Source organism: Pseudarthrobacter sp. RHLT3-21 (assembly GCF_059383495.1).
The window spans coordinates 245,805-265,423 of sequence record NZ_JBWZCI010000005.1 but is presented as its reverse complement, the minus strand read 5'-3'; the positions used below and the strand labels follow the sequence as shown (position 1 = coordinate 265,423).

19 protein-coding genes, 2 tRNA genes and 1 pseudogene are annotated in these 19,619 nt (G+C 64.1%); 6 read left to right on the top strand and 16 right to left on the bottom strand.

Going from position 1 to position 19,619, the window contains the following annotated elements; all coding sequences use genetic code 11:
• Window positions 1-75: 75 nt before the first annotated feature.
• The 3 genes from AC50YA_RS08370 to AC50YA_RS08360 are packed head-to-tail and all read right to left on the bottom strand — an operon-like array spanning window position 76 to window position 1,672.
• On the bottom strand, window positions 76-717 hold the full coding sequence (locus tag AC50YA_RS08370) for an aminodeoxychorismate/anthranilate synthase component II (RefSeq protein ID WP_494981826.1): 642 nt from the start codon (window positions 715-717) through the stop codon (window positions 76-78).
• Window positions 714-884, bottom strand: a complete 171-nt coding sequence (locus AC50YA_RS08365; RefSeq protein ID WP_181577402.1) for a hypothetical protein — start codon at window positions 882-884, stop codon at window positions 714-716. The genes AC50YA_RS08370 and AC50YA_RS08365 overlap by 4 nt, the downstream gene beginning before the upstream one ends.
• Window positions 885-886: 2 nt before the next feature.
• Complete coding sequence (locus AC50YA_RS08360) at window positions 887-1,672, bottom strand: class E sortase (protein WP_494981825.1); 786 nt, start codon at window positions 1,670-1,672, stop codon at window positions 887-889.
• A gap of 174 nt (window positions 1,673-1,846) precedes the next feature.
• On the opposite strand from AC50YA_RS08360, the gene AC50YA_RS08355 reads away from it, so the two are divergent.
• Both AC50YA_RS08355 and AC50YA_RS08350 read left to right on the top strand, forming a co-directional pair.
• Window positions 1,847-2,101: a cell division protein CrgA gene (locus AC50YA_RS08355; RefSeq protein ID WP_494981824.1), complete on the top strand. Its 255-nt coding sequence runs from the start codon at window positions 1,847-1,849 to the stop codon at window positions 2,099-2,101.
• Window positions 2,102-2,120: 19 nt separating this feature from the next.
• On the top strand, window positions 2,121-2,753 hold the full coding sequence (locus tag AC50YA_RS08350; protein ID WP_494981823.1) for a DNA-3-methyladenine glycosylase I: 633 nt from the start codon (window positions 2,121-2,123) through the stop codon (window positions 2,751-2,753).
• 313 nt (window positions 2,754-3,066) lie between these two features.
• On the opposite strand, the gene AC50YA_RS08345 is transcribed toward AC50YA_RS08350, so the two are convergent.
• Window positions 3,067-3,540 carry a carboxymuconolactone decarboxylase family protein gene (locus AC50YA_RS08345; protein WP_494981822.1) on the bottom strand — a complete coding sequence of 158 codons (474 nt, stop codon included), beginning with the start codon at window positions 3,538-3,540 and terminating at the stop codon, window positions 3,067-3,069.
• An 809-nt stretch (window positions 3,541-4,349) separates the two neighbouring features.
• Between AC50YA_RS08345 and AC50YA_RS08340 the strand changes: the two genes are divergently transcribed.
• A complete protein-coding gene (locus tag AC50YA_RS08340; protein WP_494981821.1) occupies window positions 4,350-5,342 on the top strand; it encodes a patatin-like phospholipase family protein in 993 nt (330 codons plus the stop codon).
• Window positions 5,343-5,395: 53 nt separating this feature from the next.
• Window positions 5,396-5,646 (top strand): annotated as a pseudogene (locus AC50YA_RS08335) (ISL3 family transposase); the annotation flags it as partial.
• 215 nt (window positions 5,647-5,861) lie between these two features.
• On the opposite strand, the gene AC50YA_RS08330 reads toward AC50YA_RS08335, so the two are convergent.
• Both AC50YA_RS08330 and AC50YA_RS08325 read right to left on the bottom strand, forming a co-directional pair.
• A complete protein-coding gene (locus AC50YA_RS08330; protein ID WP_494981820.1) occupies window positions 5,862-6,743 on the bottom strand; it encodes a rhomboid family intramembrane serine protease in 882 nt (293 codons plus the stop codon).
• Window positions 6,744-6,751: 8 nt separating this feature from the next.
• On the bottom strand, window positions 6,752-7,297 hold the full coding sequence (locus AC50YA_RS08325) for a peptidylprolyl isomerase (RefSeq protein ID WP_494981819.1): 546 nt from the start codon (window positions 7,295-7,297) through the stop codon (window positions 6,752-6,754).
• Window positions 7,298-7,452: 155 nt separating this feature from the next.
• On the opposite strand from AC50YA_RS08325, the gene AC50YA_RS08320 reads away from it, so the two are divergent.
• The gene (locus AC50YA_RS08320) at window positions 7,453-8,436 is read left to right on the top strand and encodes a hypothetical protein (RefSeq protein ID WP_494981818.1); all 984 of its coding nucleotides are present in this window, start codon (window positions 7,453-7,455) and stop codon (window positions 8,434-8,436) included.
• A 136-nt stretch (window positions 8,437-8,572) separates the two neighbouring features.
• Complete coding sequence (locus tag AC50YA_RS08315; RefSeq protein ID WP_494981817.1) at window positions 8,573-9,448, top strand: glycosyltransferase family 2 protein; 876 nt, start codon at window positions 8,573-8,575, stop codon at window positions 9,446-9,448.
• A gap of 36 nt (window positions 9,449-9,484) precedes the next feature.
• Here AC50YA_RS08315 and AC50YA_RS08310 read toward each other — a convergent pair whose 3' ends face one another.
• The 10 genes from AC50YA_RS08310 to gnd all read right to left on the bottom strand — a co-directional run bounded on the left by AC50YA_RS08310 (window position 9,485) and on the right by gnd (window position 19,518).
• Entirely contained in the window at window positions 9,485-10,429 is a 945-nt protein-coding gene (locus tag AC50YA_RS08310) for a DMT family transporter (RefSeq protein ID WP_494981816.1), read from the bottom strand.
• A 70-nt stretch (window positions 10,430-10,499) separates the two neighbouring features.
• A tRNA-Ala gene (locus tag AC50YA_RS08305) sits at window positions 10,500-10,575 on the bottom strand.
• A gap of 72 nt (window positions 10,576-10,647) precedes the next feature.
• Window positions 10,648-10,764: a DLW-39 family protein gene (locus AC50YA_RS08300; RefSeq protein WP_494981815.1), complete on the bottom strand. Its 117-nt coding sequence runs from the start codon at window positions 10,762-10,764 to the stop codon at window positions 10,648-10,650.
• Window positions 10,765-10,833: 69 nt separating this feature from the next.
• Window positions 10,834-10,907, bottom strand: a tRNA-Ile gene (locus AC50YA_RS08295).
• Window positions 10,908-11,006: 99 nt separating this feature from the next.
• Window positions 11,007-11,636, bottom strand: coding sequence for a DUF3566 domain-containing protein (locus AC50YA_RS08290; RefSeq protein WP_494981814.1), 630 nt, complete (start codon window positions 11,634-11,636; stop codon window positions 11,007-11,009).
• Complete coding sequence (gene gyrA / locus AC50YA_RS08285; RefSeq protein ID WP_494981813.1) at window positions 11,633-14,311, bottom strand: DNA gyrase subunit A; 2,679 nt, start codon at window positions 14,309-14,311, stop codon at window positions 11,633-11,635. Before gyrA ends, AC50YA_RS08290 begins: the two co-directional genes overlap by 4 nt.
• Before the next feature lie 59 nt (window positions 14,312-14,370).
• Entirely contained in the window at window positions 14,371-16,461 is a 2,091-nt protein-coding gene (gyrB, locus tag AC50YA_RS08280; RefSeq protein ID WP_494981812.1) for a DNA topoisomerase (ATP-hydrolyzing) subunit B, read from the bottom strand.
• 374 nt (window positions 16,462-16,835) lie between these two features.
• A complete protein-coding gene (locus tag AC50YA_RS08275) occupies window positions 16,836-17,393 on the bottom strand; it encodes a DciA family protein (RefSeq protein WP_494981811.1) in 558 nt (185 codons plus the stop codon).
• On the bottom strand, window positions 17,380-18,588 hold the full coding sequence (gene recF / locus AC50YA_RS08270) for a DNA replication/repair protein RecF (protein WP_494981810.1): 1,209 nt from the start codon (window positions 18,586-18,588) through the stop codon (window positions 17,380-17,382). Before recF ends, AC50YA_RS08275 begins: the two co-directional genes overlap by 14 nt.
• Before the next feature lie 45 nt (window positions 18,589-18,633).
• Complete coding sequence (gene gnd / locus AC50YA_RS08265; protein ID WP_494981809.1) at window positions 18,634-19,518, bottom strand: phosphogluconate dehydrogenase (NAD(+)-dependent, decarboxylating); 885 nt, start codon at window positions 19,516-19,518, stop codon at window positions 18,634-18,636.
• Window positions 19,519-19,619: the final 101 nt, after the last annotated feature.

Below are 19,619 nucleotides of genomic sequence, written 5' to 3'. Positions count from 1 at the left end.
AACGCGGGGTCACTTCGCGCCCATGTTCCCTTCGGGATGGGCGCGAAGTGACCCCGCGTTGTTCGCGTGTGCCTGTCAGTGCTGGATAAGCGGGCTCAGCGTGGCGGCCCGGGCGGCCGCTCCCGCCATTCCGAGGGACTCGAGCCAGTTGCCCAGCATCTGGTAGCCGCCTTCGGTCAGGACCGACTCCGGGTGGAACTGTACCCCGCACAGCGGTGCAGTGCGGTGCTGCAGGCCCATCACGACGCCGGTCGCTGTTTCGGCGGTGATCTCCAGGACGTCGGGGATGGTGTCCCTTACCGCTGCCAACGAGTGGTAGCGCGTCGCTATCACGGGGGAGGGGAGCCCGGCGAAGACGCTGGTGCCGTTGTGCTCCACCAGCGACGTCTTGCCGTGCATCAGCTCCGGCGCGTGGGTCACTGTGCCGCCGTAGGCTTCAGCCAGGGCCTGGTGGCCCAGGCAGACTCCGAACATGGGCTTGTTGTTCGCGCCGCACCACTTGATCAGTTCGATGCACACGCCGGCTTCGGCGGGGTTCCCCGGACCGGGTGAGATGAGGACGCCGTCGCGCGTTTGGGCCATCTCGGTGGCTTCAGCGAGGGTTACGTCATCGTTGCGGACAACAGTGGTCTCGGCGCCGAGCTCCTGGAGGTAGCCCACCAGGGTGTAAACAAAGCTGTCGTAGTTGTCTACGACCAGGATTTTGGTTGTGGTCATGGCTGGCTTGCAGAACCAATCGTTGAGTCGGTGAATGCGGTGAACCCGGACATCCAGGGGAACAGGAACTGAACCATCAGGATCAGTGCGCCGGCGATGAGCACCAACGAGGTGAAGATCCGCAGCCAGAGGGGGCCCGGCAGGTGGCGGAAAATCCAGCCGTACATACTCAGCTTCCTCCCACCGCTGCCGCCACCTGGGCGGCGATTTCTGCCGGTGGTCCCGCCGAAGCAGGCCGCCAGCTGTCCAGCTGCGCGTAGGCGATGATGCGTTCCTCGGCGCCGAAACGCGGATTGCAACTGGTCATGGTGAGAAAGCTTTCGGTGGGAGTGACGCCGGGGCGGGTGGGGACCGGTTCCAGGACATCGGTCCGGTCCGGCATCACAATCTGGTTGTTGCGGAAGACATAGGTGTAGTAGCCGTCCTTGGTCTGGACGTAGATTTTATCCCCCGGGACAAGGGTGTGGATGTTGTCCAGGACGGCACCATGCGTTTGCCGGTGACCGGCCACGGCGAAGTTCCCGACGGCGCCCGGCATCGCCGTGTTGGCGTAATGGCCAAGCCCCAGCGTATCCAGGACGTCCCCGGTGGTTCCCTGGACGATGGGCCGGGTGTAGCTGGGGCCAAACCGGGGGATGTACATGATGCCGATGGTGCCGGCATGGCCTGGCGCTGCGGAAACTGCCGGGAGTCCGTAATCCACGGGCGCTGCCGCTGGGTCCGGTTCCGGGACTGCGGGCACTGTACCGCCGAGCCCCTGGGCGAATTCCTTGATGACCGCACTCTGTTTGGCGTCGGATTCGATGTTGGTCCACCACAGCTGCCAGCCCACAAAGAGCAGGAGAATAATGCCGGCCGTGATGAGCAGTTCGCCGAGCACCTGCACGGTCCCACGCAGAATAGTGGCGCCTGTGCCCGGAACAACGGCGGGCCTCGCCTTCTCCTGCAATACCACGCGCTCTCCTCCGGGTGGCCGCGATGGGCGTTTGAGTGCCCTGAACTACGGCTAGAATTGACTGCTAGTAAGAATCCAGATTTGACCAAGATCGCGCAGACCGCTGGCAACTTCCTTCTTGCAGGATATCAAGCCCGCGACGCCGAGCTTGCTCCAGTCCGCCAAGGAGTGCACGTGCCCGAGTCAAAGCCACGCAAGAAGACTTCCAGCGCCTCGCAGCCCGCTTCCGGGGCGCAGACGTATAAGCCCAACGCTGTCTGGTTCAAGCCGGTGATGTTCGGCCTGATGATTATCGGGCTCTTCTGGATCATCACGTTCTACATCAGCGAGGGCCGGTTCCCTGTCCAGGCCTGGGAGTCGTGGAACATCGTGGCCGGCTTCGGCATTGCCATCATCGGCTTCCTGATGACCACCCGCTGGCGTTCCTGACGCTGGCTGCAGGTCCCGTATGACTCCCGCGGCCACCGCCCAGCCCCGAAACGAGGGTGTGGACGGAACCGTACTGGGCGACGACGGCCTGGCCCGTCCGCCGTGGGCGGCCGCGGATCCGCTGTTGCGCGAGTACTACGACTCCGAATGGGGCGTGCCCGTCCGCGACGAACAAGGCCTCTACGAACGTATCTGCCTTGAAGGCTTCCAGGCAGGGCTCTCCTGGGCAACCATCCTCCGAAAGCGCCCTGCCTTCCGTCAGGCCTTCCTCGACTTCCAGCCGGACGCAGTTGCCGCCTTTACGGATGCGGATGTTGAGCGTCTGCTCCAGGACCCCGGCATCGTCCGTAACCGGCTCAAGGTCCGCGCCGCCATCACCAATGCCCAGGCCACCATCGCGCTTCGCGAGCGGGAAGGCCTGGTTGACTTCGTCTGGCAGTTCCAGCCCCGAACCACTCCCCGGCCGGTCACGCACGCGGAGATCCCCACTCAGTCACCGGAATCGGTGGCGCTGTCCAAAGCGCTGCGGAAGCAAGGATTCTCGTTCGTAGGCCCCACCACCATGTTCGCGCTGATGGAAGCCATCGGCATGGTGGATACCCATCTCCTGGACAGCCACCGGCGCGGTTCCTCAGGAGTCTGGACCGGCTGATCGGGCGCCCCCGGCCAGCTGACCGGATGCCCCGCCGGGCAGGTTCTCCCCAGCTGTTGGAAAAGTTATCCACAATGTGCATAACTTTCCTGGTGCCAGCAGCGACAGCCGCCCCTGCAGGCCATGACGCACGGGACCGGATCCAAGGATCTCGGAGGGACAGTTATTAACAGTGTGGATTAGCTGTGGATAATTCACACTGTTAGTAACTGTCGAAAAGCGTCGTCTTTGAGCTCCGCCGCACGGGAGCCCCCTCAGCTTTCCGCTAAGAACCTGGGGCCTCTCGGCTGTCCGTCACCGGCCCGGGGCCCGCTCAGCGGTCCCGGCGGACCGGATGGTGGCTGGTGACGGACACCCGGTTAAAGGCATTCATGGTGATGACCAGCCAGCTGACCACCGAAAATTCATCGGCGCTGAGGTGCTGACGGGCAAATCCTTCATCCAGCTCGCGGGCCCGGTGGTCAGGCAACTCGGTGATGCATTCGGCCAGGGCCAGAGCCGCGCGCTCCTTGTCCGTGAACAGGGCCGTCTCCCGCCATGCAGGCAGGACAGCAAGCCGCTGGTGGCTCTCCCCGGCCTCCACGGCGTCCCGCACATACATATCGAGGCAATAGGCGCAGCCGTTGAGCTGGGAGGTCCGCACGTTGAGCAATTCAATGGTCTTGCGGTCAATCCCGGCCGCGTCGGCGGCTTCGCGCACTTTCAGCCCCAGCCCGTTAAGGGCACGCCATACCGCGGGGTGCTGCTTGTCGAGGAAAATGTGCTGGGTGGTGGCGGCGGTGCTCAAAGCGGTCCTCCTGGTTGGAAGCCTGTTGGGTCGGTGCTGCGTACGAACACCCTCGCACACTCGGGAGTTTTCCACTTACTAACACTGGACTACCCACAACTTATCCACAGTTGTGGACAACAATCCACAGGCCGGCTCGGGAGGCCCCTTCAGGGGCCCCACTCTGGGAAACAATGAAGTGTAGCTACATGTCCGTAAGTTATTAACACTGTGAACAACCCTGTTGATACACGCAGCCCGGATCCCCTCCTATTGGCCTGAAACGCGGGAAATGGCCAAGATATCCACAGACCGGGCATAAAGGGGTGGTTTTTCCACTTAACCACAGGCGCATCCCCAGGTGTTTTCCACAATTGTGGAAAACGGGAGGCCCAAAACCGGGAAATGAGCGGACATCCGGGAGCAGGGGAACATCGAAATCCTGAACTACACCAGTGTAAGTTACCAACAGTGTGGATAACCCCTGTGGATAACTCCATCCGTCGGTGCGACCGTCGATGAGAGCCCACCGGGGCGCCGAGCGGACCCCTCACGCAGCACGAACTCGCCCGGCGGACGAATACCGGCCCATCACAGATGAGGGTGTAGCCGCAGGCGGTGCGTTCGACAGCGACACGGCAACCGGCATCATGCCGGTTGCCCGCCGCGTCACCGGCGTGATATCTTCCCGGTAATCGTGATCAGTCGGCAGGAGGTGAGACCCATGAACGCAGTATCCGCACTGGGCGCTCCCCGCAGTCCACGATCGCGCGACTGAGTTAGTCGCCACCGGGAGCGCCCAAACAGGCAATTCGCGAAAGGCGACTCCCATGAACACAACACCTTCTTCAACTCTGCACTTCACCTCGACGACGGCCTCCGACCGGCCGAGGTCCGACCAGGATCAGCCGCAGGTCGACGCCACAAGGCGGGTGCGCGCCGCGGGTGAGCGGGCGTTGGTCCTCGGTGGTGGCGGATCGGCAGGCAACGCGTGGTTGATCGGCGTCATCGCCGGCCTGTTCGATGCCGGGCTGGATGTGACCGAGGCTGACCTGATCATCGGGACGTCGGCCGGCTCGACGGCCGCGGCCCAGATAACTGGCGCGACCCCGACCCAACTGCTTGCCGGCATCCTTGCCGCTGCGCCCCAGCAACGGACCGGTCCGGCCGGATCCGACCGAGGACGCGTTCCGATCAGGCCGGTGGCGGACCATATGGAGAGAACGAGCAAGATCATCGCCGCCGCTGAGGATGCGGCTGACATGCGCCGCAGAATGGGCGCGGCGGCACTCGCCATGGATGCGTCGTCGGACGGTTCCGGGCAAACACAGTGGCGCGCTACCGTCGCCGCGCGGCTGCCCAGCCAGCACTGGCCGGAACGAACGGTGCTCATCACCGCGGTCGATGCCCAAACCGGTGAACCGGTCGTCTTCGACCGCCACAGCGGAGTCGACCTGGTTGACGCCGTCGCCGCCAGCTGTGCCAGTGGCCCTCCCCACCGTATCGGCGACAACCGATACATCGATGGCGGCTATCGACGCAACGAGAACGCTGATCTGGCAGCCGGATACCAGCGGGTGCTGGTGCTGTCACCATTCGGCGGCAGAACACGGACGCCGTTGGAGTGGGGCATGCATCTTGCAGCACAGGTCGACGAACTACGCGCACGCGGCAAGAGAGTCGAAACGATCTTCCCGGACAGCAGCTCCGAGCACATGTTCGGCGCCAATGCGATGGACCTGTCCCTGCGTCCGCCCGCTGCTCTGGCTGGATACAACCAAGGCAGAGCCCTTGCCGAGCAGCTCACCGAATTCTGGCGCTGACGCCCACGAAACCAGTCGACTCGGTAGGTGTGACGGCACCTGCTCATGCTCGGATGGCCGACGGGCGCGACGCACCTCGCGCTAGCTTGGTACGCCCTGACCTGGGCTCGTTCTGCCGTCTTGACGAACTCGGCCTGCAGGTCATGGGTCAACGGATCGAGCCCGGCTGTGCGGTGTTGGCCTGCCGGGTCGTCGAGACCGACGAGTTCGCCCGGTGGTGTCGCCGCTGCGGATGCAAGGCTGCGCCGTGCGACAGCGTGACCCGGCGGCTGGCGCATGAGCCGCCGGGTGGCGCCCGACGACACCTCCGCGGCAGCGCCCTCGGATTCCGGAACCTGACGAACTACATTCGCACCCTCGTTGCTCGAAGCCGGCGGATTCAGGCCCCGACTACACCCTCGATCATGACAAGCCCGAATACCGCGGCGGCCTCCACCAGCCCAATTCAAGACCCCGGTGTCCGCTGGACACCGGGGTCTTGAATTGGGCTGGTGGAGGTGGGGCTGGGGATCCGGGCGGTCAGCCGGCCGTGACGCGGAGCCAGCTCACCAGGGCCAGCAGGAGGACCACCGCGGCGAGTCCGGCGGCGTGCAGCAGGCCCTGCCGCGGGCCGCGGGGAGTGTATGCAATCACGGCAGCGCAGAGGGCGCCCGTGACCAGCCCGCCCAGGTGCGCCTGCCAGGCGATCTGGGGGACCACAAATCCAATCACGCCGTTGATGGCGATCAGGATCCACAGTTGCCGCGTATCTCCGCCGCGTTTCCGCTGCACCAGGAGCATCGCCCCGAAGAGTCCAAAGATGGCACCCGAGGCGCCCACCACTCCGGCAAGAGGCACGCCGGGCACGTACCCGGGAGTCAGGAGAAGGTAGCCGACGGAGCCGCCGATGGCGGAGATAAGATACAGGGCCAGGAAGCGGACCCGGCCCAGGAGCGGTTCGAGTGCCTGACCGAAAATCCACAGCATGTACATGTTCAGCACAATGTGGAGGATGAATCCTTGGGAGTGCAGGAAAGCCGCCGTCAGCATCCGCCAGGGTTCGAACTCACCAAATTCGGGAGTGGCAAACACATTGGCGAACGCCAGGTTCTGGTAGATCCACTCGCCGGGAACCACCCATTGCAGAACGTACATCACCGCGCACACGGCGATGATTCCAAACGTCACCACGGGCTTGCCGGTTGCCGCGGCGCCGCCGTAGACAGTCTTGACTGCCGGCGTCGCCCGCTTGGTTTCGTTGACGCAGTCAACACACTGGAATCCGACGGCGGCCGCCCGCTGGCAGTCCGGGCACGCTGGGCGCCCGCAGCGCTGGCAGCGCACATAGGAGGGCCTGTCCGGGTGCCTGGGGCACACCGGAACCTGCGCGGACGGCTCGGCCGCCGGAATTCCGTAGCTCATGCGATGGGTTAGAGCTGCTCGATGTCGATGCTGTTGATGGTGACGTCCTCAACCGGGCGGTCACCCATGCCGGTGCGGACGCCCTCGATGGCGTCGACGATCTTCTTGGAGTCCTCGTCAGCAACCTCGCCGAAGATGCTGTGCTTGCCCTGCAGCCAGTCGGTGGGGATGGTGGTGATGAAGAACTGTGAGCCGTTGGTGCCCTTGCCTGCCTGGAGGCCGGCGTTGGCCATAGCCAGCTTGTAGGGGGCATTGAAGCTGAGTTCGGGGTGGATCTCGTCGTCGAACTTGTAGCCCGGTCCGCCCACGCCACGGCCCAGCGGATCGCCGGCCTGGACCATGAAGTCCTTGATGATGCGGTGGAAGATGGTGCCGTCGTACAGCGGCGTGCCCGTCTTGTCCTCGCCGGTCTCGGGGTGGGTCCAGGCCTGCTCACCGGTGGCCAGGCCAACGAAGTTCTTGACCGTCTTCGGCGCATGGTTGCCGAAGAGATTAACGACGATGTCGCCGAGGCTGGTGTGGATGGTTGCTTTTGCAGTTGCGATTGCAGTCATGCCGCCTATTCTTTCACGGCAGGTCAACGCGGAAGGGGCTGGACCGGCAGTTCCGCGCTGGGTGAAATCAGCCGTAAATCCGCGGGAAGAATAGCCGGTGCAGGTCAAGGCACGTAGGCTAACAACAGAACCGTCACATTAATCGGGAGGTAGTTGTGAAGAAATCGGATCGTATTGCCCGCGACCTTGAACAGTCAGTCAACAGCGCAGTTGAGAGCGCCAAGGACTGGGCATCCCCCCGTGTGGAAGCAGCAGTGGATTGGGCCGTTCCCCGCCTGCAGCATGGCCTGGACACCGCATCTCCCAGGATCCAGGAAGGGCTCAAGACCGCCGCCCACAACCTTGCCGACGGCGTCGCAACAGTGACACCGCGCATCCAGGAGGGGCTCGCCCAGCTCGCCCCGAAAATCCACGACGCCGTTGAGGTCACGACCCCGCGCCTGTACGAGGCCCTGGACAAGGCCACCCCGGTCATCCAGAACGCCAGGGACCGCGTGGTGGTGGAATACCTGCCGCGCCTTTCGGACCAGATCGGCCACGCGTCCGACGCCGTGCACCGCACCCTGGAAAGCGCGCCGTCCCACGTGGACGCCGTTGCCCAGCGGCTTGCCGATTCCGGTGTAGTGCATTCCCTCCAGGAACAGGCACAGACGGCCGGCACCCAGCTCAAGGCCGCCGCGCACGAAGCCGGTAAGGCTGTGGGAGTCCAGATCGCCCAGCCCCAGAAGCCCAAGAAGCGCGGCTGGCTGGTGTTCGGCATCATCGCCGCGGCCGTAGCCGCCGGCGTCGCCGCCTGGAAGGCCTCCAAGCCCGTAGAAGATCCGTGGAAGACCCCTTCTCCTGTCACGCCCACTCCGGCGCCGGTTCCTGCCACCACCGTGAACGACGCCAAGGACTCGGCCGAGGAAGCAGCCAGCAAGGCTGCATCGGCCACGGCTTCGGCCGCTGACGCCGTGGCCGACCAGGCGCAGGATGTTGCCGCGGATGCGAAGGACACCGTAGAGGACGCGGCAGAGAAGGCCAAGCACGTTGCCGACGAATCGGCCGACGCGGCAGCCAAGGCGTCCACCGATGCCAAGACCGCCATCAAGAACATCGCGGCCAACATGAACGGTTCCGCGGACAAGGGCAGCAACTAGCACTCCCGGCGCGGTCGCGCCGTCCATTGAAGGGGCTCCGCCTGGTGCGGGGCCCTTTCAGTGTTTTCCCAGTGTTTGTCCGGACTGGACCCAGTCGCTGGCGGGACAAATCCCGATCGGTGCTAAATTTGAACTGATGTCAGCCGATAAATCCTCTGGGGATGCCTTGAACGACGCAGCACAGCTGCCGTGCGTGTCCATTGTGATCCCGGCCTACAACGAGGAAAGTGTCATCCGGCAGTGTCTCATCGCTGCGGTGTACCAGTCCGTGCCGGCCCACGAGATCATTGTGGTGGACAACCTCTCCACTGACCGCACCGCCGCCATTGTGGCGCAGATGCAGCTGGAGTATCCGGAAAGCCCCATCATCCTGCTCAGCCAGGACCGGGACCAGGGCCTGATTCCCACCCGGAATTTTGGCCTCAACCATGCCACCGGCGACATCCTGGGACGCATCGACGCCGATTCTGTTGTAGAGCCGGACTGGGTGGAACAGGTCCAGAAGGCCTTTTTTGACCCGTCAGTCCAGGCAGCCACCGGACCGGTGGTCTACTACGATATGCCGATGCGGCGGTTCGGGCTCAAGGCAGACGACAAGATGCGCCAGCTGATGCTCAAGCTCGCCAAGCACCAGTACCATTTCCTGTTCGGCTCCAACATGGCACTGCGCGCTACGGCATGGGAAACCATCCGGGATGAAACCTGCCGCGACGAGAAGGATGAGATGCATGAGGACATCGACCTCTCCCTGCACCTCGCCGACCACGAACTCAAAGTCCAGTACTGGCCCCAGATGGTGTCCGGGATGTCCGCCCGCCGGCTCGAGGATTCACCGCGGGATTACCGGTACTACGTGACCCGCTTCGACCGTACCTACAAGGCGCACAACGTCAAGAAAATGGCCCTCAAGGCACCCATGGTGGTGTTCTTCTCGGTTTACTTCCCGGCGAAGCTCCTGCGGGCTATCCACACGGTCAACACCGCCCAGCCTGTCCGCCGCGGCGGACAGTAAGCGCGCCTCCGAAGCACTGGCCTCAGTGGCCTGGCCTCAGTCCGTTCCGAGGTCAGCCAGACGGTCCGATGGCGGTCCGTCCGCACGCGGGCCGGAGCCTTCCCGACGTTTCCTGAAACCTGCCCGCTGTCCCAGAACCACGACGGCGAGGCCCACGAGGATGAGCCCCAGCCCGCCGTAGGTACCGGCAGGCAGAGTCTCGTGCAGAAAGACCGCGGCCAGGACGGCTGCGCCGGGGATCTCCAGCAGGATGATCATCGACACCAGCAGCGGGCTCATGGTGGCCAGCAGGTGGTTAAAGGCCGTGTGACCCACCAGTTGGGCACACACGGTGATGGCCAGGATCCCCACCCAGCCAACGGCGTCGAACCCCACCAGCGGCTGACCGCTTACGAGCGCCAGCACCGCCACAAAGGCCGCGCACATCCCATAGCAGAGCGTGGTGTACGTTCCCGTGGTCATGGTCTGGCGGGCCTTGCCGCCGGCAAGCGTGTAGAGGCCGGCCAGGGCTCCGCCAGCGACGGCCAGCAGGTCGCCCAGGAGCGCGTCAGGCGATGATCCCATGTCGAACCCGGTGATGGTGACAACGCCACCAAAGGCGATCCCCAGCCCTGCCAGTACCTGCCAGCGGTGCCTGGTTCCACGGAACAGCTGGAAGACCGCGATCCAGGCCGACTGCAGGCAGACCAGGGCCGTAGCGGCGGCCACGGAGGTGAGCTGGAGGGACGTGATGAAGCAGGCAAAATGCAAGGCCAGGGCTGCGGCGGCCAGCAGCGACCATCGGAACTCGGGGCCGGTGGTCCGGCCGAACTGCCGGGGTTCGCGGACCAGGGTGGGGGTGGCCATGACGGCAGCCCCAATGGCGTTGCGCCAGAAGGCGATGGCGAGGGCGCTGACGGTGGTGGCACCGAGGGTCGCGGCGATCAGCGGCCCGGACGACGCCACGCCCAGGACGCCAACGGCCGCAAGGAGAAAGTTCACCGGTCAACCCTCCTGTTCTGCATTAACGAAAAAGTCCCGGACAGCTTTTCGGCTGTCCGGGACTTCCTTATGGTGGAGGCACGGGGACTCGAACCCCGAACCCCCTGCTTGCAAAGCAGGTGCGCTACCAATTGCGCCATGCCCCCATAAGAAGCAACCCGTCAATCATACCCTAGAACCATGGAGCCTTTTGCAAGCCCCCGGTCCGGGAATCCGGCCTATTCGACCTTGTCGGTCGACTGGCTCCAGACTGTTTTCCGGGCCTCGGATTTCTGTGCTTTCCTGTAGAGCAGGACGCCTGCGATCGCAGCTGCAAGTACCAGCAACTTCTTCACATGCTCCCCGTTCCGGTCCCGCCTGCCGTGAAGCAAACCAAACCTTCCTTCGAACCTGCACAGGTTCCGTGGGCGTACCAGGACTTGAACCTGGGACCTCTTCGTTATCAGCGAAGCGCTCTAACCGCCTGAGCTATACGCCCCGATGCCTCATCGGGCCGAGACATGACTTTACAGCACATCCCGGCCCGATCTCAAATCGAGGCATTTTGTCGGAGAATTTCCGGTGAAATTATGGGTTTTCAGTCGTCCGTGAGGGTAACGCCGATGCCGCCAACAAGCGTTGCGGAGATGTTGTAAAGCACCGCTGAGAGCATGGAAAGCGACGTCAGCAGGACAACGTTCACCACGGCAATGATCGTGGCAAAGGAAGCCACCTGGCCCAGGGATGCGACCTTCTTCAGTTCGAAGCCGCCGCCTTCGGAGCCTGCCAGGGTGCCCAGGAGGCTGTCCACCTGGTCAAAGATTCCGGTGAGGTCCAGGACAGTCCACAGGACAATGGCGGCCACGACGGTGACGATTCCCAGCGCCACCGACAGGAGGAATGCCATCTTCAGGACCGACCAGGGATCCACCTTGCTGACCAGCAGCCGTGCACGCCTGACCTTGGCCTTGGGTGCGGGCTTGATCAGGCCGGGCTGGCCCTGCGGAGACCGTCCCTGCACTGGGCGCTGGCTGGTCTGGCCTGCCGGAACCCTGTCCTGCGCAGGGCGTTGGCCGGGGGTGGCCGGACGTTGCCCCGGCGCGCCGGCAGGGGCCGGTGGACGCTGCTGCGGACGGACGGGGGCGTTCACGCGTGGTGCAGCCGCGGGCGGCGGCGTTCCGCCGGGGACATTGCTGCTCGGTTTGGGATATGAGTCGGGATTACTCACTCGTTACCTCCGGTGTAGTCTTCGTTCGGCTCAGCGTCGCCGGAGGCGTCCTCTGACTCAACAGCCGGTGATGTTTCGGCCGTTGATGCTGACCCTGCGGATCCCTCGGGGGACCCGGCTTCTTCAGCCAACGTTACGTCATCGTCCACGGATTCTTCGCCCTCGAGGCCGCGTTCGCTGTTCCTGGCCACTTCGATGATGCGGTCGTTCTTGTCCGGCTTCGCGAAGATCACGCCCATGGTGTCGCGGCCCTTGGCCGGTACACCGGCCACTGACGAACGGACAACCTTGCCGCCTTCCATGACCACCAGGACCTCATCTTCTTCCTGGACAATCAGGGCACCTACGAGGTGGCCCCGTTCCTCCTGGTACTTGCCCACCTTGATGCCGAGGCCGCCGCGGCCCTGCAGGCGGTATTCCTCCACGGCGGTGCGTTTGGCGTACCCGCCTTCGGTGACGACAAAAACAAACGAACCATCCGTGACGACGTCGGCCGCCAGCAGTTCATCGTCCTCGCGGAACTTCATGCCCGTGACACCGGATGTGGCCCGGCCCATGGGACGCAGGGCATCGTCGGTGGCGGTGAAGCGGATGGACTGGCCCATGCGGGAGACCAGCATGAGGTCATCCGTTTCGGAGACCAGCTGGGCGGAAACCAGCTCGTCCTCGTCACGCAGGTTAATCGCGATGACGCCGGCGGAGCGGTTGGTGTCGTAGTCCTCCAGCCGGGTCTTCTTGACCAGGCCGCGCTTGGTGGCCAGCACCAGGTAAGGAGCCTGCTGGTAGTCCCTGATGTCCAGGACCTGGGCGATGTGCTCGTCCGGCTGGAAGGCCATCAGGTTGGCGACGTGCTGGCCCTTGGCATCACGGCCGGCCTCCACCAGTTCATAGGCCTTCGCCCGGTATACCCGGCCGAGGTTGGTGAAGAACAGGAGCCAGTGGTGGGTGGTGGTCACGAAGAAGTGCTCCACCACGTCGTCACCGCGGAGCTGGGCGCCCTTGATGCCCTTGCCGCCGCGCTGCTGCGACCGGTAGTTGTCGCTGCGCGTGCGCTTGACGTAACCGCCGCGGGTGATGGTGACAACCATTTCCTCTTCGGGGATCAGGTCCTCCATGGACATGTCGCCGTCGAAGCCCATCAGGATCTTGGTGCGGCGGTCATCACCGTGCTTGGCCACGATCTCGGCCAGTTCGGTGCTGATGATTTCGCGCTGGCGTTCCTCGGAGGCAAGGATCGAGTTGTACTCGGCGATCAGGGCCTCGAGTTCGGAGTGGCGGTCCTGGATCTTCTGGCGTTCCAGGGCTGCCAGGCGGCGCAGCTGCATGTCCAGGATGGCCCGGGCCTGCAGTTCGTCGATGTCCAGCAGTTGCATCAGCCCGTCGCGCGCGGCTTCGGTGGTGTTGGACGCCCGGATGAGCGCAATGACTTCGTCCAGAGCGTCCAGGGCCTTCAGGAGGGCACGCAGGATGTGCGCCTCTTCTTCGGCCTTGCGCAGGCGGTAGCGGGTACGGCGCGCAATGACGTCCATCTGGTGGGTTACCCAGTGGCGGATGAAGGCGTCCAGGCTCAGCGTGCGCGGAACCCCGTCCACGATGGCCAGCATATTGGCGGAGAAGTTGCTCTGCAGCTCGGTGTGCTTGTAGAGGTTGTTCAGCACCACCTTGGCCACGGCGTCGCGCTTGAGCACAATGACCAGCCGCTGGCCGGTGCGGCCGGAGGTCTCGTCGCGGAGGTCCGCGATGCCGGAGATCTTCCCGTCCTTGACCAGTTCGGCGATCTTGATGGCCAGGTTGTCCGGGTTGGCCTGGTAGGGCAGTTCGGTGACAACCAGGCACGTGCGGCCCTGGAGTTCCTCGACGTTGACCACGGCGCGCATGGTGACGGAGCCGCGGCCCGTCCGGTACGCGTCCTCAATGCCCTTGTGGCCGAGAATGGTCGCGCCGGTGGGGAAATCGGGTCCCTTGATACGGAGCAGCAGCTCTTCGAGCAGTTCCTCGCGGCTGGCCGTCGGATTGGCCAGGTACCACTGGACGCCGTCAGCTACTTCGCGGAGGTTGTGCGGCGGAATGTTGGTGGCCATGCCCACGGCAATGCCGGAGGAACCGTTGACCAGCAGGTTGGGGAAACGCGCCGGCAGGATGGTGGGTTCCTGGTTCTTGCCGTCGTAGTTGTCCTGGAAGTCGACGGTTTCCTCGTCGATGTCCCGGACCATCTCCATGGCCAGCTGGGACATTTTCGTTTCGGTGTACCGCGGGGCGGCGGCACCGTCATTGCCCGGCGAACCGAAGTTGCCCTGGCCCAGGGCCAGCGGGTAGCGCATGGTCCAGTCCTGGATCAGGCGGACCAGCGCATCGTAGATCGCGGTGTCGCCGTGGGGGTGGTACTGGCCCATGACCTCGCCCACCACACGGGCGCACTTGTTGAATGATCGTTCCGGCCGGTAACCGCCGTCGAACATCGCGTACAGGACGCGGCGGTGCACGGGCTTGAGGCCATCGCGCACGTCCGGAAGGGCACGGCCCACAATAACGGCCATGGCGTAGTCCAGGTACGAGCGCTGCATTTCCGTCTGCAGGTCCACCTGCTCCACACGGTCAACCAGCACGTCGCCTTCAAGAACGGTTTCCGGGAGATCGGCGGATTCCGCCGGGTTCTCGGGTGTCTCGTCACTCATCGTTTATATTTTCCGTTTCAGGTATATGTCGGACTTGGAATATCTACTCGGTGAACCGGTCAGATATCCAGGAACCTGACGTCCTTGGCGTTCTGCTGGATGAAGTTTCGGCGGGACTCCACGTCTTCGCCCATCAGTGTGGAGAAGGTCTGGTCCGCTGCCAGGGCATCGTCCATGGTGACCTGCAGGAGGGTCCGGTGGTCCGGGTCCATGGTGGTGTCCCACAGCTCGGTGTAGTCCATCTCGCCCAGGCCCTTGTAGCGCTGGATGCCGTTGTCCTTCGGAATACGGCGGCCGGCCGCCTGCCCGGACAGGAGCTTGGCATCGCGCTGCTTGTCACTGAAGACGTAGTCGTGCGGCGCGTTGGACCACTTGATCCGGTACAGCGGGGGCTGCGCCAGGTAGACATAGCCGTTTTCGATCAGCGGGCGCATGTAGCGGAACAGCAGCGTCATAAGCAGCGTGGTGATGTGCTGGCCGTCAACGTCAGCATCGGCCATCAGCACGATCTTGTGGTACCGGAGCTTGCTGAGGTCGAAGTCCTCGCCGATGCCGGTGCCGAATGCGGTGATCATGGACTGGACCTCGGTGTTGCCCAGGGCCTTGTCCAGCCGGGCCCGCTCCACGTTCAGGATCTTGCCGCGCAGCGGCAGGATGGCCTGGGTTTCAGGGTTGCGGCCGCGCTTGGCGGAACCGCCGGCGGAGTCGCCCTCCACGATGTACACCTCGCAGCGGGCGGGATCCTTCGAAGAACAGTCGGACAGCTTGCCGGGCATCCCGAAGGATTCCAGCGGGCTCTTGCGGCGCGCATTGTCACGGGCCTTCCGGGCAGCCATCCGGGCCTGGGCCGCGGAAATGGCCTTGCGGATGACATCGCGGGCGGGGCCGGGGTTGCGTTCCAGCCAGTCGCCCAGGCCGTCGGTGACAACGCGCTGCACGAAGCCCTTGACCTCGGAGTTGCCGAGCTTGGTCTTGGTCTGGCCCTCGAACTGCGGCTCGGCCAGCTTCACCGAGATGACCGCCGTGAGGCCTTCACGGATATCGTCACCGGTGAGGTTGTCGTCCTTTTCCTTGATGATGCTCTTCTCCCGCGCGTAGCGGTTGATGAGCGAGGTCATCGCGGCGCGGAAACCCTCTTCGTGGGTGCCGCCTTCGTGGGTGTTGATGGTATTGGCGTAGGTGTGGACGCTCTCGGAATACGCGTTGGTCCACTGCATCGCCATTTCCAGCGCGATGTGCCGTTCCGTGTCCTCGGTTTCGAAGGAAATGACGTCCTCGTGGACCACATCAACCTTTTTGCCCGAGTTCAGGTGCTTCACATAGTCCAGCAGGCCGTCGTCGTACTGGTACACCACGGTGCGGTGCTCGGCGGTGACTTCTCCTTCGGTGACCACAGCGTCAAGGTCAAGGTCCTCATTGGCGTCCGCATTCGACGCTGCGGTGCGCTCGTCTGTGAGGGTGATCCGCAGGCCCTTGTTCAGGAAGGCCATCTGTTGGAAGCGGGCGCGGAGCGTCTCGAAATCAAATTCCGTGGATTCGAAGATTCCCGCGTCCGGGTAGAAGGTCTGGGTGGTGCCGGTGGTGTCGCTCTCTTCGCCCTGGACCAGCCCGCCCTGGGGCTTGCCGCCGTCGGCGAAGGACATCCGCCAGACGTTGCCCTGCCGCCGGACTTCAGTGTCCACCCTGCTGGACAGCGCGTTCACCACGGAAATACCCACACCGTGGAGGCCGCCCGAGACCGCGTAACCGCCGCCGCCGAACTTGCCGCCGGCGTGCAGGATGGTCATAACAACTTCAACAGTGGGCTTGTGCTCGGTCGGATGCATGTCCACCGGGATTCCGCGGCCATCATCAACAACTTTGACGCCGCCGTCAGCCTGCAGGACTATCTCGATGTGCGTGCAGTACCCGGCCAGCGCCTCGTCAACAGAGTTGTCCACCACTTCATAGACCAGGTGGTGCAGGCCGCGCGGGCCAGTGGAGCCGATGTACATGCCCGGGCGTTTCCGGACGGCTTCGAGGCCCTCAAGCACGGTGATGTCGCTAGCGCCGTATTCCCGGGGTGTCACGGCCTCCGCCGGCGTATCGGGGGTAGGTACGTCCTCCGCTGCGCGTTCCACTGCCTGGGTATCTGTATTGTCGTTAGCCACAGGTGCTGTCGACTCCTCTTTTTCGATGATGGCCGGCGTCGGCCTTCCATGGGAAAGCATCCGCCAACAGGCACAAGCTGATGGCGCTGACGGATACGTCGACGTGCGGGACCGAAGTCCGCCTGCGGAGAGCGTGCGGAAAACGGACTCAGTCAACGTTTCACCGGCGCCCAGTTATCTGTTGTGATTCTATCGTGAAATGGGCGTCAAACTCGCATTCCGGCGGGCGTCGCGGGAGCGGGATGTGCCGATGCGAGGCCATTGATCCCGCCTAGGGCGCCCTCGAGGTCCCGTCTCCGGGTTCCTATACGCCCCAAGGGCGTTAGACCGCCCTACACGCCGCCGGACGAATATTCAAGAGCCGACGGCGGCGGCTAGCCGTAGGTATCGCGCGGCCCGCGGCCGTTGACGGTACGTCCGCCCTTGCGCCAGCTGGGTGCCGACGGTCCGAGCACCTGGATACTGGTGACAACGCCGTCGCCCAGTTCCGTGCGGAATTTCTCCAGCAGGCTGATACTCAGCAGCCGCAGCTGGGTGGCCCATGCGGTCGAGTCGCAGCGCACGTGAAGGGTGGTATCGGTGAAGCTCTCCGGGGTGCAGTGCGCTGAAATCTCAGGTCCAACCAGCGTGGCCCACTCTGCCATGACCGACCCCACCGCTACCGGCGAGCTCCAGCCACGTTCAGCCACGAGGCGTCCCACGACTTTGCCGAGTCCCAAGGGATCACGGCCGGTGGAGTGGAACTGGCTGAAGCCCCGGGTGTCCCTGATGCCGCGCTTTGTCTTAGCGGCGCCGGCCTTTGGGGGTGCCTTTCGGCGGATTTCGCCGCGCGCGGCCGCGGCCTCGCGCATGCGGTTCAGCGCCGCCTGCGGCGCATCGATGTTGTCAGGATCCCGGCCGGGCTGCAGCCCGCCCTTTTCATCCTTGTTCATCGATTCCTCCAGGAATGACCTTCACCCGCCGGCCGGAGAGTTCCTCCGGAATATCGGCGTCAACGGCGGCGGTCACCAGGACCTGTTCCGCGCCGGAGACTATTGCCGCCAGTTTACGCCGCCGCTGTACATCCAGCTCGGCGAAAACGTCGTCGAGGATGAGGATCGGGGCAGACCCGCCGGTCCGGGCGTCATCGAGCATGACGTAATAGGAGGCGAGCCGGAGGGAGAGGCACATGGACCATGTTTCACCATGCGAGGCATATCCCTTGGCAGGCGCTTCGCCGAGGATCAGTTCCAGCTCATCCCGGTGCGGCCCCACCAGGGAGATTCCACGTTCAAGTTCCTTGCGGCGGGAGGCTGCGAAGGCCTGGACATAGCGCCCGGTGAGGTCCTCAATGGTGAGATCCCGGAGGTCTTCGACAGCGGCGGACTCCACCGCCAGCAAACCTCCGCCGGCACCCGTTGCCGAACCGCCGTCGTCGTCCATCAGGTTTTGGAGGGTGGACCGGTAGAGGGCGTTGGCCTCCTTGGAACCATCCGTGAGCTGGGCATATGCCTTGGCCAGATGCGGGCGCAGCAGTTCCACCAGCGCCAGCCGAGCGTGCAGCAGCTCAGCGCCCGCCCGGGCCATGTGCTGGTCCCAGACATCGAGGGTTGCTTCATGCCCTGCAGTGAATTTTCCGGCCCGGGCGGATTTGAGCAGGGCGTTGCGCTGCTTGAGGACACGGTCGTAGTCCGTGCGCGTCGCCGAATGCCGCGGCATGAGGCTGACCAGCAGCTCGTCGAGGAACCGGCGGCGGTTGGACGGATCTCCCTTGACCAGCGCCAGGTCCTCGGGGGCGAACAGCACAGTCTGGCAGATCCCCAGGAGATCCCTGGCCCGGACCGGATTGCTGCGGTTGATGCGCCCCCGGTTCGCCCGGCTGGCGTTGATCTCAAGTTCCAGGACCGTGGTCTGTTCGCCGCGGACCAGGCGGGCCCGGACCATCGCGCGGTCCGTGCCGAACCGCAGGAGCGGGGCGTCGGAACTGACCCGGTGCGAGCTGAGGGTGGCCAGGTACCCGATGGCCTCCATGAGGTTGGTTTTGCCGATGCCGTTTGCCCCGACGAGCACGGTTACCCCCGGTTCGAGGGGAAGGTCAACCTGGGCGTAGCTGCGGAAGTCAGTGAGCGAAAGGTGTTCTAGGTACACGCGGTGTTCGACAATTCTCGGAACCGGCGGGTCCCGGGGTGGATGTTACTTGGCGGGACGGGTGGCATGCCCGCCGAACTGGTGACGCAACGCTGAAACCATTTTCATCGCGGGCGAGTTTTCTTCGCGGGAGGAAAAGCGCGCGAAGAGTGCAGCTGTGATGGCAGGTGCCGGAACAGCGTTGGCAATGGCTTCCTCAACGGTCCAGCGTCCCTCGCCCGAGTCCTCGACGTAGTCATCGATGGATTCGAGTCCCGGGTCCTCGTCCAGCGCCTTGATCATCAGGTCCAGCAGCCAGGACCGGACCACGGTGCCCTTCTGCCAGGCGCGGAATGTACCGGGCAGATCGTCAACAATGTCCTTGGCGGCCAGCAGTTCGTAGCCTTCGGCGTAGGCCTGCATCAGACCGTATTCGATGCCGTTGTGGACCATCTTGGCGTAGTGTCCGGCACCGATTCCGCCAACGTGGACAAAGCTGTCCGCCCGCTCACCTTCGGGACGGAGCACATCAAAAACCGGCAATGCCCGCTCAATATCGGCGGCGTCGCCGCCGGCCATGAGTCCGTACCCGTTCTGGAGGCCCCACACCCCGCCGGAAACACCGCAGTCGGCGAAACGGATGGCCTTCTCAGCCAGCGCGGCACCATGTTTCTGGTCCTCGGTGAAACGGGAGTTGCCGCCGTCGATCACCAGGTCACCGGCGTCCAGCTTGTTCCCAAGTTCGGTGATGACGGCATCGGTGATGTCGCCGGACGGCACCATGACCCAGATCAGCCGCGGAACCGGAACGGCCGCAATCAGCACATCCACGGAGGAAACATCGGTGATCTCCGGGTTGCGGTCAAAACCCGTGACCTCAATGCCGCCCTTGCGCAGACGTTCGCGCATGTTGAAACCCATCTTGCCAAGGCCGATCAGTCCAATATGCACGTGGGTCTCTTTTCTGCGCGGGGTTGGCTGTTGCTGGACGGGGCAGCCCAACTAGGTCGCACTAAGTGTCGTTATGAGCGCCCATAACGACGTTTTCTGCT